The sequence below is a fragment of the Mycobacterium sp. BMJ-28 genome, assembly GCF_054404835.1.
The window spans coordinates 5,846,446-5,859,929 of the sequence record NZ_CM136783.1 but is presented as its reverse complement, the minus strand read 5'-3'; the positions used below and the strand labels follow the sequence as shown (position 1 = coordinate 5,859,929).

Genomic DNA, 13,484 nt, shown 5'->3' with positions numbered 1-13,484 from the left:
AGCAGTCTTCGTAGACTGGCCGCACCTCGAATAGCCAAAGCTGTTCTCTGGCAGTTACCAGGAGGATCTGTCACCCCAGCCAACCCAGGAAGGCCTCTCGATCAGGCATATCTTGCCGCTGAGGCCTCGCGGGAACTGTTGGAAGAGGACGGTATTGACCGACGTCCTGAGACACTCACATTACGGGCACTCAGTTGCGGAGAACATCAGAACATGGGTGTGTGTTTCCTCGCAGCCACCGCCGACTCTGACGACGTCGCTGCCGTGCAAGGATTCATCGAGTAAACCAGGACGCAGAATTCAGCGAGGTCGCCAATGTGAGCTGCACTGCAGACGCGGCTGAACTTGGTCAGAATGTTGACTACCTGCCGGCGTGGGTCAATCTGTTCTTCGACGCTGCCTAGCACGGACAATGCAGTCCCCAACAAAACTGAGTTGGGTTGGACGGAGGTCGGCGTTGATGATCTACCGCATGCGGATTTACCAGGCGGTCCCGGACAACCTGGAGATTTTCCACGACTTCTTCCGTACCCACTTGTTGCCGGTGCAACTGCGTCATGGCGCTCGCCTGGTTGGTCGGTGGGAGACCGAGGACGGCCGGGTTGTGGCGGTGTGGGAGTACGACGACCGTGAGTCCTACAAGCGCGTGCAGTCTGCGGTGGTCGCTGACCCTGCGACTCGCCGGGCACAGAAAGTGCGCCAAGGGCTGCCCGTACTGTTCACCGAGAAAGACGAGGTGTTCATGAGGTCAACTCCCAAACTTTGATCGCGGTCGGCCACCATATTGCGGGAAGGGCAAACGACAAGCGGTCTGCCGTGTGGATGTCTCGTTTCTAGAGAACTAAGACGACTCGGATCCCGTCGCGTTGGTCGAGAAGCCGGCATTGCGTTGCGAATCATTCGATGAGGTCGTCGGCTGGAGGCCGTAAGCCGCCGTTGGTGAAGGCGGGAAGCACATCGGTGAAGGCGGGCATTAGTTTCATCGGATCGCCGTCCCAGGGGAGCGCCAACAGTTGCCCGACGCTGCGTCGACCACCGAAGGAACGCAGGGCCTCAAAATCCGAGACTTCGAGTGCGACGTGACCGCGCGCAGTGTGTGGGTCACCGAGTTGCACGGATCCGATGGCGGGAGTGCTCAACCACAGAGCCGGCATTTGCGCTTGCCGGATGAACTGGTCACCCATCGTCGTCACGAACCCCAGGGCCGCCCTGAACGCGAGATCGCCTGCGCGAGAACCTGGCTCCCTCAGCGCGCCGCGAATGTCGTGCTCATGGGTCAGGGTGTCGAATACGAGCTGGCATACCCCAGCAGCTGACGCAAAGGCGAGGTTCGCTCGCACTTCGTCGAGCGATTGCCGCCACAGGTCGAGCAGGTCGTCGATGCCGTGTCCGCCGAGGCGCGCGACCTGCGCGTCCGCCCACGGGCTAGTGCCCTTCTCTTCCAGATTCAGCGCAACGATGTCCTGGGCAACGCCAGCGAGGTGCGCAACCACCTGTCGGATGTTCCAGCCGGGGCACGCCGGCACCGCCAAATCGGCGATCCCGGCGCGCCCGCGAACCAGCGCATCGACACGTTCGACGATCATGATCGCGCTCGCCGAAAATCCTCAACTGTGCTCGCTGAAATTCCCCACCTGTGAGCATCGGTCAGTGTAGTGGTTGGCGGGTTCCGGTGGCGGCTCGGCGGAGGGTGTCGGCGGCGGCGTGGTGGTCGCGTAGCCGGTAGGACTCGCCGTCGAGGTTGATGACCACGGATCGGTGCAGGAGGCGGTCGAGCATGGCGGCGGCGACGGTGGTGTCGCCGAGGATTTCACCCCAGGCGCCTACCCCGCGGTTGGTGGTGATGACGATGCTGGTCTTTAAATAGCGTTGGGAGACAACTTGAAACAACGCGGAGGCTGCCTCGGCGGGTAGCGGAAGGTAGCCGAGTTCATCGATCACGAGCAGTGTGGGTCCGGCGTAGAACCGCATGGTGGTGGCCCAGCGTCCTTCGATGGCGGCGCGGTGACATCGTGCGGCCAGATCGGCAGCGGTGGTGAAGTAGGTACGATAACCGGCGTGGGCTGCGGCCCTTGCCAATCCGACTGACAGGTGCGTCTTGCCTGTCCCGGGTGGCCCGATGAGCAGAACGTTGGTCGCCGACTCCAGATAGCGGCAGGTGCCGAGCTCGTCGATCAGGGCGCGGTCGATGCCGGCGGCGGCATCGACATCGAAATCAGCCAGCGTCGCGGGGGTGGGCAGGCTGGCGAACCGCAACCGCCCCGCCAGCCGCCTGGCGGTGCTGGCATCGACCTCAACGGCGAGCAGCCGTTCCAGGGCCACTGTCAGTGACAGTCCCTCGGCGGTGGCCGCGTCGAGCACCGACGGCAATGCCTCGGCAGCGGCGGTGAGTTTGAGCTCGGCCAGATGGGAACGCAGCTGCTGATAGCGGCTGGCCGCGGCCGTCGGTGTCTGCGTGTCGGTGGTGCGGGCGGTGGCTTTCGGGGTGCGGGTGGTGGGGGTCATTGCAAGGTCCTTTTCTGAGCGGCCCGCTCGTAGGCGGACAAATCGATGACAGTGGAATCGGTTGATGGCATTGCGGATTCGGTGATACCGGTACCCGCGTCGCGGAGTGCAAGGAGTTGTGCGGCAGCTGTTTTAGCGGCCGGTCCGGCTGGGATGCGTTCCTTGCGGCGGTGTGGCCGGCCTGCGGTCGCGGTGGCCATCGCAGCGGTGTCAAGGGCGACGACGTGCCCGCTGTCCCGGGCCATCACCCCCAATCCGTCGGCGGCCATCCGGTGCCGAGCGATCACGATCCCGCTCGTGGTGGCGACGTCGAGGTACTCACCACCAATCGGATGACTGACCCTCACCTCGGCAGCGGCCAGCTCCGGAGGCACCGAGTACCGGTTGCCGCGGTAGGACACCAAAGCCTGCCGCGAAGCGGTCCGGGCCTCGGAGACAATCACCGGATACGGCACCGCCGGCACCGGCCTGAGCGGCTCAGCCTTGGCCACCACCGCCACCGAGGACCGCCCGTCGGCGGTCAAGCGCATCCTGGTGTCGCCACGGACTCGGGCGAAGCGATCCACACTGGCTTGGGCCGCCTCGACGGTCATGTCGTCAGCCAGGGTGCGCCACCAACGTTGCGCCGCGGTGTGATTGACCTTCTCCACGACACCTTTGCGGTTGCCGCGTCGCGGGGGGCAGATCGCCACCGAGACCCCGTAGTGCTTGGCGACCCCGGCGAACGAGGCGGTCACCCGCCCCGAGCCTGGATCGCAGACCGTGGCCATCCGGTCGAACCGCCACACCCGGGTCAGGCCGCCCAGGCCGCGGCAGATCGTGTCGATGGCCGCGACCAGGTGCGGTTGATCCATCGATGGTGACAGCACCGCCCGCCACTTCCCAGAGTGCGCCAGGGATCCGACCAACAGGAAGGCTTTCTTGCCCCAGCCCCACGATGCTGGTGGATCGGGCAATTCCAGCCAGTCCCACTGTGTTTCATCACCCGGTGGATGCGGGATGATCGCGTTGGGCCGGTCGGTGGCGGTGCGGCAGGCTTCGCAGTCCGGGCGCAAACTACGGGTGCGGATGTTGCGGGTCAGGCTCTGATACGACAGCCCGAAACCCAGGTCTTCGAGTTCGTCGTAGAGGGTGCGGGCCCACAGATGCGGGTCCTCGACCAGTCGCGCCGACACGTAGTCGACGAACGGGTCAAACGGATCCGGGCCCGGCCGCGCCCGCACCCCGGGCTCGGCGCCGCCGGCCAGATACTTGCGGACCGTTTTGCGGTCGAAGCCGGTGTGGCGGGCGATCGCAGAGATCGACCAACCGCGTTTTCGTAGGGCGTGTACTTCCATGTCGTCCTCCCATGTGAGCATGAGAAAGCGGGCCTCCTTCGACGGAGCTACTGGCGTCAGACACCAGCAGCATCGAGGGAGGCCCGCCCTTCTCGGCGGAGCCACACGGGTGGGGAATTTCGATGAGCGTCAGTGGGGAATTTCAGCGAGCGCGGTCAATCAGTCGGTATGCCGCGCTCGCGTCGCTGACCGGCAAGAGCAGAGGCACCTGGCCGCGTTGCACCCAGTCGTCGCCGTCGCCATTACTTGGGTCCATGCGCAACGACCTTACACAGAAAATAAGAAGAATAAGAGAAACGTAAGGTAACGGTAAGACTCATGGGTTGGTTAGGCCCATACCTCACGCCGTCCGCGCCGTCGATCCCTTTTCTCTTCGAGCCGTTCGTCGTCCTCGCGATAGCGCTCGCTGTCCGAGAGACCTGGCCGCTGTTTCGACCGCGTGACGGGATGTCAGCCTTGCGTGCCGGTGGAATGCCTGGCGCGCGATTGACCATCTTGGGCTTAATGTGCCGACCCGCCTGCGGCAAAGGACGTTACTGCGGTGCATTGATGCCGTTGCGGGTCGATCACTTCCCTGGCGCGGCCGCCCGGTGCGTCGAAATCGATGCCGGGTTCAATCGGCTGTGTTCTTGCTCGCCAAAGCCGACATCAATTCGGTGCGCGCTTCGATCGCCGCGCGCAGCGAGCGTTCCGCACGTCGGCGCGTGTCGCCGAGACCCACCATCAAGTTGATCGCCAACGGGCCCATTACGTCCTGAAGTCCTCGGAAATCGATGAACCTGCTCATGGTCAGCAACACGAATCCATGAGTGGCACTCAAGATCTGGGTAGCGGCAGGAGCGGGCTCCTGAGGTCGGATCCGGCCGGTTTCGATCACCCGCTCGACCGCGGAGACCAGCACCGACAGTGCGTCAACCCCTTCGGTGAGATCCCAAGGCGTGGCGGCATTGACTGAGAGCTTGTGGACTCCGACAAGGTCGGAAAGTCCGAACAGCCAGCGGTACAGCTGCGGGCTCTGCATCGCGAACTCGCCGTAGGCTAGTCCACCGGCGATCAAATCGGCCACGGGGTCCTCGGTGTGGGGTACGCCGCGAATGTGCTCGGCGAAGCGGGCAAATCCCTCTCGCAGCATCGCTTCGATGAGCGTGGGCATTCCCCCGAACTGGGTGTACACCGCCATCGTGGACACCCCGATCTCGCGCGTCAGTGTTCGCGCTTGAATCGCCGCCGGCCCGTCCCTTTCCAGCACGATCAACGCGGCAGTCAACAAGCGGTCGCGAGTGCTCAACGAAGTGTCCGCCGAAGTCGTCATTGACATGATGTTATAACCATTGTTATCTTGCTGACTAGGAATAACAGTGGTTATTGTCCGCCGAACGCGGGTCGCCCGCCTCGATTACCCCGGAGGACCGACATGGCTGCAAAAACGCCCACCCACCTACGGCTGATCGCCGGCGCGTGCGGAGTGCTTTTGATAGCGTCGCTGTTTCTGCCGTGGGCAGACGCCGCAGGCGATCGGCAAAGCGGCTGGCAGTTCAACACCGTGCTCGCCGTATATCTAGCGGTAGCAGGAGTGTTTGGGATCGCGACAGCGATCACTGGCGGTCAATACGGCATTGGTCGCGCTGATGTATCACTTATCGGTGCAACTGACTTACTCAACACCACGGCCATCGTGCTGCTCGCCTTGCTCATTTTCGATTTTCCCGAGGACGCGACCCGTCAGGCCGGCGTCTACGGCGCCCTGGTCCTAGTAACGATCACAGGCCTCGCCGTGGCCGATTACCGCCCTCTGCACGGGGCGCCCTGGTTCGCACCCATCGGAGCCGCAGAACCGGCCCCGGCGAACATCGCGGAATAGCCTCCGACGAAGCTGCAGATCGCTCGTCTCGTTTCTAGGGACGAGCGATCTGATTAAGAGTCAAGTGTGTTTCGCGTCGGGGCTGCTTGGGCAGGTTCGCGTTTGAGTGTGGTGCGGGCGATCTGAGAGGGCTGGTGGTCAGCCTGGGCAATTAGCGTCGACTTTGCTGACCAGATCGCCGAGTGGCCTGCGGTGGTGAGATAACCTGCGCCGGTTGGCCCGGCGAAGCTGGCCATGGCCACCGGAGCGTGGCAGGTCGCTGCGATGTTGCGTGCACGGCGTTGTTGTTCAGCAAGTTCCCATTCGTGATGAACGACGCCGCAGGCGTAGAGGTCTACGCCGAGTTGTGCTGTGCCGTTGATGTGTTCGTCGATCCCAGTGTCGCGGCATATTCCCAGACCGATGCGCCATCCGTCGAGGTTGATCGTTTGCGGCCCCGGTCCTGGGCAGAACCGCGCTTGTTCGTCGGCACCGAGATAGGTCTTGCGGTAGACCACGCTGGGACCGGTGGAATCGACCAGCACGGTCGCGATGTAGTGGTGTCCGTTGGATACCACGGGTGCGCCTACCAACGCGGCGGAACCCCTTGCCGCGCAGCTTGATACCAGCGGTTCCATGACATCACTGGCGACGTCGATCGGCGGTGTATCCAGCTGGTAACCAGTCAGGGATAGCTCTGGAAACACCACCAGACGTGCGTGGGCTTGATCAATCAGCGCGACGTGGGCATCGACGTTGGCGGCTACTTCGCCCGTAGCGATGTGTGGCTGAGCCACAGCGATAGAGAACTCGATACCCACCGGCCCATTATCGCTGCTCGCGAGCGCATCGGTGCGGTCGTCTGCGGGCGCTATCCTCCTGTAAGCGCCGGACGGTGAACTGGGCGGTGCGAGTTAGGTCGTGGGTTCGAAGAATTGCCGATTGGTGGCCACCGAGGATAGCCACTGTTCGGGCACGTCGTCATCCTTGTAGATCGCTTCGACTGGGCACACTGCTTCGCACGCACCGCAGTCGATACAGGCCATCGGATCGATGAACACTTGCTCGAAGCGATCGAAGTCAGATCCGCTGGGGTCGGGCTGGATGGCGTCGACTGGGCATACCTCAAAGCATGACGCGTCTTTGTTGCCGATGCATGGTTCGGTCACGACGAAAGGCATGAAGATCTCCTGCGTTCGGGTTGGGCGGGATTGGCCGGCGTCGGGCGCCGGGATGGACATGTGCCGCGACTGGGCACAGGTCATGCGCCAGGATCTGCGTGGGACGGGGAGGCCAGAGCCTCGATGTCCTCGGTGGAGTGGGGGTTGAGCTCTTCGAGGAGCGCGAGAAGTTCCTCGGGGGCCGCGTCGGCCAGCATCGCCTCCAGGTCGTCCAAGTCAGTCGCATCATTGTCTGTGGACTCCGCGTTGGTGTCTTGCGGCTCTGGTTGCCCCAGGGGGAGCCTGGGGACGAATCCTTCTGCTAGGGCAGCGATTGTGTTGCCCTGCAGCAGATCGAGAACGGAGACGTCGATCGTGAGTGCGGCCTCGATCCGGTGCTTCATCTCGATGGCCATCATCGAATCCAACCCGAGAGCGCTGAGGGTCTCTTCGGTGCTGACCTGGTCGGGTTCCAGTCCTAAAACCCGTGCGGTGATTTTGCGCAGATGATCGCTGAGTATCGCGATGCGCTCAATCCCGCCGGACGCACGCAGTGCAGCGAGCAGCGCTTGAGAGTCGGCGTCGCCCCCATCGGATCGCTCGCTGTCCTCGCGGGCCTCCAACTGCGAGAACATCGGTGGCATGTGTCCGGTCAGGGAGGTCTCGCGCGCGGTCGCCCAGTCGACGGTGATGGCCACCAGATGGGCGGGCTGGTGTTGAAGTACCCGTCCCAGGATTTGTGCGCCGGCGTCGGGACTGATCAGTTCGATACCACGGCGGGCGTACATCTGTTCTAGGTGCAGGTGTTCGACCATGCCGACCGACCACGGGCCCCATCCGATGCTGACTGCGGGCAGACCGAGCTGACGGCGGTAGTGGGCCAAAGCGTCGAGGAAAGCGTTGCCGGCGGCGTAGTTGCCTTGCCCTGGTGAGGCGATGACCGATCCGGTGGATGAGAACAGGGCGAAGAAGTCCAGGTCCGCGTCGGCGAACATACGGTGCAGCAGCCATCCGCCGATGATCTTGGGGCGCAGCACTTTCTCGAATTTCGCGGCGTCCATCCGTACGAGCAGCTCGTCGTCGACAACCCCGGCGGTGTGCACCAGCCCGGCGACCGGGGGCAGCCCCTGCTGGAGGTGGGTGTGCTGCCATTGCTGGAGCGAGTCGGGATCGGTGACGTCGGCGGCGGCGAGATGGATTTTGGCGCCGCCTGATTCGAGTTCGCGGATCTGACTGATGAGGTGATACTGCGGGTGGTCTGCCGGTTGCTCGTCCCAGGTCGAACGCGGAGCAAGGGGAGTACGTCCCATTAGGATGACGTGGCGAGCTCCGCGGTCGATGAGGAACCGCGCGACCAGTATCCCGAGTGCACCAAGGCCGCCTGTGACGAGGTAGCTTGCGGTGCTGCGCATTCGGACCGGGAAGGGCGCGGTGAGCCGTGGACTTCGGACGAGCCGGGCGACGTAGCGCTGGTCGCCTCTAAACGCCACCTGATCCTCGGCAGTCGCGGCGCGGATCTCGTCGATGAGCCTGCGGGCCTGCTCTGCGCTGCCGGCGTGGGGGTCCAGGTCGCACAGACCGCCCCACAGGGTGGCGAACTCCTGGTGGCCGATGACGCGGCCCAATCCCCACAGCGGTGCTTGCGCGAGGGCCGGTAGGTTCGGGGTGTCGCCGACCGGCTGTGCCCCGCGGGTGACCAGCCACACCTTGGGTATCTGCGTCAGTTCACCCGATAGGGCCTGCATCAGCCACATGACCGACAACGATCCGTACTTCTGTGTGGCGGCGAGGGCGTCCACCGACGCGTCGTGGTGGCATTCGGCGTCGATGCCCCACAGGTGCACCACGGTGCTGATCGTGCGGTCACGCAGCAGCTCCAAAAGGTGGCCGTAATGCGCGGGGTCGCCGGCGTCGATCGTGTAGCTGTCGCCGCCGTCGTGGCGCAGGTTGGACTCTTGGCCGTGCCGTACGCAGTGGACACGGTGCCCGCCGGCGCGCAGGGTGGCAGCGACCTCGGCACCCACCCCGCTGGCATCGGTGAACAGCAGCCAATCCGCAGGGCCTTCGTCTGGTGTCTGGTTCGTCCCGATGGTTTCTGCGGGCACCGTTTCCGGGTCGGCGGGCTGATCGGGGCAGGGCCGGCCAGATTCTTGCCACTGCACTTCGTAGAGGCCGTTGTCGATGCTGCCCAACGAGAGACTGGCGGCGGTTTCCAATGATTGGGCCTGGAATCCGTCTATCGTGACCAACACCCGTCCCTCGGTGTCGCACAAGGTGAGGTCGCTGACAATTCGAGAGCGGTCGGCGGTGCGCACTTCGGCGATGACGATCATGTCGTGCTGCGGGGGCGCCAGTACTCGCACCCGCTCGATCGCGACAGGCAAGTACGGGGTGACGCGTGCCTGGTTGGCGTCCGGCGGTGTGGCGGCGATGAGCAGGACTTGGAATGCCGCGTCGATGAGGCACGGGTGAAACAGGTATTCCCCCATCTCGGTGGCGATCTGGTCGGGAATAGCGATGCGGCCCACCGCGATCCGAGTTCCGGTGTTGACCTCGCGCACACCCTGAAAGGTGGGCCCGTATTGGAATCCCATCGCCTCTGTTTGGGCGTAGAACTGCTCGCGGGACACGTACTGGTCGCAGGACTCGTTGAGCGTCGCGAGGTCTCGGTGGGTGGGTGTGCCGGCGTTGACGGCGAGTTGGGCGGTCGCATGGACCGTCCATTGCCGTTCTCCGCTGGGCAATGCCAGGAAGCTGGCCATCTCGACCACAGCGCGGTCTTGGTAGAGGGTGGTGCGCAGTCGCGCGTCCGAAGTGGCGCCTAGAGACAGCGCCTTGTGCAGCTTGAGATCGTCGACGCTGTAGTTGCCGGCGCCGTAGACCTGGTGGGCGGCGGCCAGCGCCATCTCGATGAGCGCGGCGCCGGGCAGCAGCGTGGTGTGTTGGATTCGATGATCGGCCAGGTAGCTGCTCTGGCCGGCGTCGATCTCCAGCTCCCAGGTGGGGTGTGCGGCGTTCATTCGCTGCCCGAGCAGGGGGTGCACGGGTTGATAGTGGCGGTCTTCGCGGGCCTCCTGGGATTCGTTCCAGTACGACTTCAGCTGCCAGGAGTAGCTGGGCAGTTTGACGTATCTGGCATCGGCGCGGTACCCGCGTTTCCAGTTCACCGGGTGGCCGTGGCAATGCAGCGCGCCCAGTGTGGTGAGCAGCGTTTCGTGGTCGTCTTCGTGGCGCCGCAAGGTGGGCACGACCAGGCTGTCTCGGTCGGATCCGGCGAGAAGTTCGCGCATCGAACTTGCCAGTACCGGATGCGGGGCGATCTCCACGAAGTGCGTGTAACCGTCGTCGATCATTTCGTTGAACGCCGCGGCGAAAAGCACCGATGATCGCACGTTCTGCCACCAGTAGCTGCCGCCGGCCCCACTGCCGTCGATCCGGCTTCCGGTGACTATTGAGTACAGGGGCACTACCGCTGAGCGGGGCGCGAGGTCGTGCAGGCCGGCTTCGAGCTCGTCGCGAAGCGGATCCATGTAGTGGCTGTGGTAGGGCACCTTGACCGGCAGGAAGCGGTGGAAGACGCCGAAGGTTTCCAGCTGCGCGGCCATGCCTTCCAAGATTGCCGGGTCACCGGAGAGGGTCACGGCGCTGGGGCTGTTGATCGCGGCGATCGAGACAGCCGGGCCGGCGTCGGCCACGGCCTGGTTGAGCGTCTCCGGTGTCATGCCCACGGCCAGCATGCGACCCGTTCCCGAGGTGCGTTGCTGCAAGGTGCTGCGGTAATAGATCACCTGTGTCGCCTCGGCCAGGGTGAGCACTCCGGCCACATGCTGCGCGGCGACTTCACCGGCGCTGTGCCCGATGATCGCGGCGGGCTCAATACCCCAGGACTGCAACAGTTTTGCAAGGCCGACTTGAATCGCGAAATTCGCCGGTTGGGCAACCTCTGTCTCGTCCATCCGAGACTGCTGTTCGTCGGCGAGCATCTCGTCCATCAGCGACCAGCCGGTACGTTTGGCTAGTTCGGTATCGCAGTCCTGGACGGCCGCGCGGAACACAGGCTCGCAGGTCAACAGCTGGCGACCCATCGCCCACCACTGCGGTCCCATCCCGGAGAACACGAACGCGACTTTCGGTGTGTCGCTGCTCGTGCGGCCGGTGACGACGCCCGCTGCCTGGCGGCCGTCGAGGTGGGCACGGAGCTGCGCCCGGGCGGTTTCGGTGTCGCGGGCAACGACGGTCAGTCGGTGGTCGAGTTGCGTGCGCCGTGCGCTGCAGGAGTAGGCCACGTCGGCGAGGCGGTGGGGGCTCTCTTCGAGGAATCGGCACATCGTTTCGGCCTGGTCACGCAGCGCCTCGGCGCTGCGTGCTGAGAGCGTGATGGCCGTGGCGGGTCGATCTGGGTCGGCGGACTGGTGCGATGGGGCGGGTTGGACGGGCGGCCCTTGTAGCACGGCGTGGGCGTTGGTGCCGCCGAATCCGAACGAGTTCACCCCGGCAAGGCGGGGTCCCGCTGTGGCGGGCCAGTCGCGCAGCTGAGTCGGGATGCGCAACCTGAATTCGTCAAACGGGATGTCGGGGTTGGGTTCTGTGAGGTGCAGGTGTGCCGGGATGCGGCCGTGTTTGAGTGCCAGTGCTGTCTTGATCACACCCGCCACGCCGGCGGCGGCCTCCAGGTGGCCGATGTTGGTTTTCACCGAGCCGATCAGGATGTCGCTGTCGGTGCGGCCGGTCGAGAGCACTCGCCCGATTGCTGCTGCTTCGATGGGGTCACCGACCGGCGTGCCGGTGCCATGTGCTTCGACGTACTGGACGTCGCTGGGCGCGACCCCGGCCCGGGCGTAGGCGGTGCGCATTGCGGCCTCCTGCGAGGCGCCGTTGGGGACGGTGATGCCGTTGGTGTGGCCGTCCTGGGTGACCGCGGTGCCGCGCACGAGGGCATAGATGGGGTCGCCGTCTCTTTGGGCGTGAGACAGCGGCTTGAGTACGACGATGCCCGCACCTTCGCCGCGGGCGTACCCGTTGGCTGAAGAGTCGAAGGTTTTGCATCGTCCGTCCGGGCTCAGGAAGCCGCCCTTGGATTCGGCGATGGTCATGTTCGGTGCCAGCATCACGTTGACGCCGCCGGCCAGTGCCAGCGTGCAGTCTCCGTTCCAGAGTGCTTGTGCGGCAAGGTGGAGGGCGACCAGTGAGCCCGAGCAGGCGGTGTCGATCGTCATGCTGGGGCCGCGGAAGTCAAAGGAGTGCGACAGCCGGTTGGACAGCATCGTCATCATCATGCCGGTGGCTGAGTGTGCCTGAAGTTCGTAGCGGCTGTGCACCCCGTAGTTCTGCAGGAGTTGGTAGTCGAGGGTGAAGCCGCCGATGAACACGCCGGTGTCACTGCCGGCCAGGTGTGCCATGTCCTGGCCCGCGTCTTCGAGGGCCTCCCATGCCACCCGTAGCAGCAGGCGTTGTTGGGGGTCCAGCCAAATCGCCTCGCGCGGGGAGATCCCGAAGAATTGCGGGTCGAACTCGTCGACCCGGTCGAGGAACCCGCCGCGGAAAGTGCTCATCTTGCCGAGCTTGGCGGGGTCGGGATCGTAGAACTTGCGGGTCTCCCAGCGATCGGGGGGCAGGTCGCGGGTCGCATCGACACCGTTGCAGAGCAGTTCCCAGTAGTCCTGGGCGTTGGCGACGCCGCCGGGGAATTGGCATCCGATGCCGGTGATCGCGATCGGTTCACGATCGAGGTGGGCGTGGTGGTCAGTGTTCATGCCGGTACATCCCCTTCGGTAGCGGTGATGGTCGTCAGTGCGGCGCTCAGCTGGTGCAGCAGTAGATCGCGAGCGTCGTGGATGAAAAGGTGTGATCCGGGCAGCATGGTGAGCTGGAAGCCGTTGCCCGCCTGCGTTTCCCATTGTTGGAGGTCGCTTTTGCCGACCCGTACGTCGTGTTGGCCGCCGAAGATCGACATAGGGATCCCCAGAGGTGCTTCGGCGTGGTATTCGTAGGTGTCGCAGAGTTCGAAGTCGGCGCGCAACGTGGGCAGAAGCGCCCGCATGAGTTCCTCACTGTTCAAGACCTCTTTGGGGGTGCCTTCTTTGGCGAGGACTGTCTTGATGACTTCGTCGGGCAGGTGGTGGATCCGGATGTTGGGGTTGGGTAGCTGCGGTGCGCGGAACGCGGCGAGCAGCAGGTGCACCGGCTGGGGCCCGCCGCGGCGGCGAAGGCGGCGCACCAACTCGAAGCCCAGCAGCGCCCCCATGCTGTGCCCGAAGATGGCGAAGGGCCGGTCCAGCAGTGGAAGCAACGCCTGATGCAGGTCCGCGATGAGCGGGTCGAGTCGCCGGTAGGGGCGTTCGCCCAGGCGGGAGTCGCGCCCTGGAAGCTGCACGGCGCATACCTGGATCCAGGAAGGCAACAGCTCAGTCCATCCGCGGAACACCGCGGCGCTTCCGCCGGCGTAGGGCAGGCAGAACAGGCGCAGCGCCGGGTCGGCGCTGCCCTGAAAGGTGAACCGGTCCGGTTCCGCCGGCACGGGCGCGTGCCGGCGCCGTAACCGCTCGGCGAGTTCCGCCCGACGGTGCGGGGGCAGCAGCGCCAACTGTGCGCGAAGGTGCTGTGGGGTCTGCGGTGGCCGGGTCACGCTTGCCCCGCGGTAAC

General features: G+C 64.7%; 10 protein-coding genes. 2 read left to right on the top strand and 8 right to left on the bottom strand.

Features of this window, described 5'->3' with window-relative positions:
- Positions 1 to 460 precede the first annotated feature (460 nt).
- On the top strand, positions 461 to 766 hold the full coding sequence (locus ACXPWS_RS29120; RefSeq protein WP_458709979.1) for an NIPSNAP family protein: 306 nt from the start codon (positions 461 to 463) through the stop codon (positions 764 to 766).
- Positions 767 to 896: 130 nt separating this feature from the next.
- On the opposite strand, the gene ACXPWS_RS29115 is transcribed toward ACXPWS_RS29120, so the two are convergent.
- From ACXPWS_RS29115 to ACXPWS_RS29100, 4 genes are all read right to left on the bottom strand, one after another.
- Entirely contained in the window at positions 897 to 1,586 is a 690-nt protein-coding gene (locus ACXPWS_RS29115; RefSeq protein WP_458709978.1) for a maleylpyruvate isomerase family mycothiol-dependent enzyme, read from the bottom strand.
- A 61-nt stretch (positions 1,587 to 1,647) separates the two neighbouring features.
- Entirely contained in the window at positions 1,648 to 2,505 is an 858-nt protein-coding gene (istB, locus tag ACXPWS_RS29110; RefSeq protein ID WP_458708836.1) for an IS21-like element helper ATPase IstB, read from the bottom strand.
- Positions 2,502 to 3,863 (bottom strand): IS21/IS408/IS1162 family transposase, encoded by a 1,362-nt coding sequence (locus ACXPWS_RS29105; protein WP_458708835.1) that lies wholly within the window; start codon positions 3,861 to 3,863, stop codon positions 2,502 to 2,504. The genes istB and ACXPWS_RS29105 overlap by 4 nt, the downstream gene beginning before the upstream one ends.
- Before the next feature lie 592 nt (positions 3,864 to 4,455).
- Complete coding sequence (locus ACXPWS_RS29100) at positions 4,456 to 5,154, bottom strand: TetR/AcrR family transcriptional regulator (RefSeq protein ID WP_458709977.1); 699 nt, start codon at positions 5,152 to 5,154, stop codon at positions 4,456 to 4,458.
- A 102-nt stretch (positions 5,155 to 5,256) separates the two neighbouring features.
- Here ACXPWS_RS29100 and ACXPWS_RS29095 point away from each other — a divergent pair, with 102 nt between their 5' ends.
- Positions 5,257 to 5,703 carry a hypothetical protein gene (locus ACXPWS_RS29095; protein WP_458709976.1) on the top strand — a complete coding sequence of 149 codons (447 nt, stop codon included), beginning with the start codon at positions 5,257 to 5,259 and terminating at the stop codon, positions 5,701 to 5,703.
- Between the two features lie 53 nt (positions 5,704 to 5,756).
- On the opposite strand, the gene ACXPWS_RS29090 is transcribed toward ACXPWS_RS29095, so the two are convergent.
- The 4 genes from ACXPWS_RS29090 to ACXPWS_RS29075 form a co-directional block, all read right to left on the bottom strand.
- The gene (locus ACXPWS_RS29090; RefSeq protein ID WP_458709975.1) at positions 5,757 to 6,503 is read right to left on the bottom strand and encodes a carbon-nitrogen hydrolase family protein; all 747 of its coding nucleotides are present in this window, start codon (positions 6,501 to 6,503) and stop codon (positions 5,757 to 5,759) included.
- Positions 6,504 to 6,596: 93 nt separating this feature from the next.
- Entirely contained in the window at positions 6,597 to 6,863 is a 267-nt protein-coding gene (locus tag ACXPWS_RS29085) for a 4Fe-4S dicluster domain-containing protein (protein WP_458709974.1), read from the bottom strand.
- A gap of 80 nt (positions 6,864 to 6,943) precedes the next feature.
- Positions 6,944 to 12,595 carry a type I polyketide synthase gene (locus ACXPWS_RS29080; protein ID WP_458709973.1) on the bottom strand — a complete coding sequence of 1,884 codons (5,652 nt, stop codon included), beginning with the start codon at positions 12,593 to 12,595 and terminating at the stop codon, positions 6,944 to 6,946.
- Positions 12,592 to 13,467: a thioesterase II family protein gene (locus tag ACXPWS_RS29075; RefSeq protein WP_458709972.1), complete on the bottom strand. Its 876-nt coding sequence runs from the start codon at positions 13,465 to 13,467 to the stop codon at positions 12,592 to 12,594. Before ACXPWS_RS29075 ends, ACXPWS_RS29080 begins: the two co-directional genes overlap by 4 nt.
- Positions 13,468 to 13,484: the final 17 nt, after the last annotated feature.

Bases quoted from the DNA above. Each gene is read 5' to 3' on its own strand.
- ACXPWS_RS29100 (WP_458709977.1), bottom strand. From the start codon at position 5,154: ATGACGACTTCGGCGGACACTTCGTTGAGCACTCGCGACCGCTTGTTG.
- ACXPWS_RS29080 (WP_458709973.1), bottom strand. From the start codon at position 12,595: ATGAACACTGACCACCACGCCCACCTCGATCGTGAACCGATCGCGATC.
- ACXPWS_RS29115 (WP_458709978.1), bottom strand. From the start codon at position 1,586: ATGATCGTCGAACGTGTCGATGCGCTGGTTCGCGGGCGCGCCGGGATC.
- ACXPWS_RS29095 (WP_458709976.1), top strand. From the start codon at position 5,257: ATGGCTGCAAAAACGCCCACCCACCTACGGCTGATCGCCGGCGCGTGC.
- ACXPWS_RS29105 (WP_458708835.1), bottom strand. From the start codon at position 3,863: ATGCTCACATGGGAGGACGACATGGAAGTACACGCCCTACGAAAACGC.
- istB (WP_458708836.1), bottom strand. From the start codon at position 2,505: ATGACCCCCACCACCCGCACCCCGAAAGCCACCGCCCGCACCACCGAC.
- ACXPWS_RS29120 (WP_458709979.1), top strand. From the start codon at position 461: ATGATCTACCGCATGCGGATTTACCAGGCGGTCCCGGACAACCTGGAG.
- ACXPWS_RS29085 (WP_458709974.1), bottom strand. From the start codon at position 6,863: ATGCCTTTCGTCGTGACCGAACCATGCATCGGCAACAAAGACGCGTCA.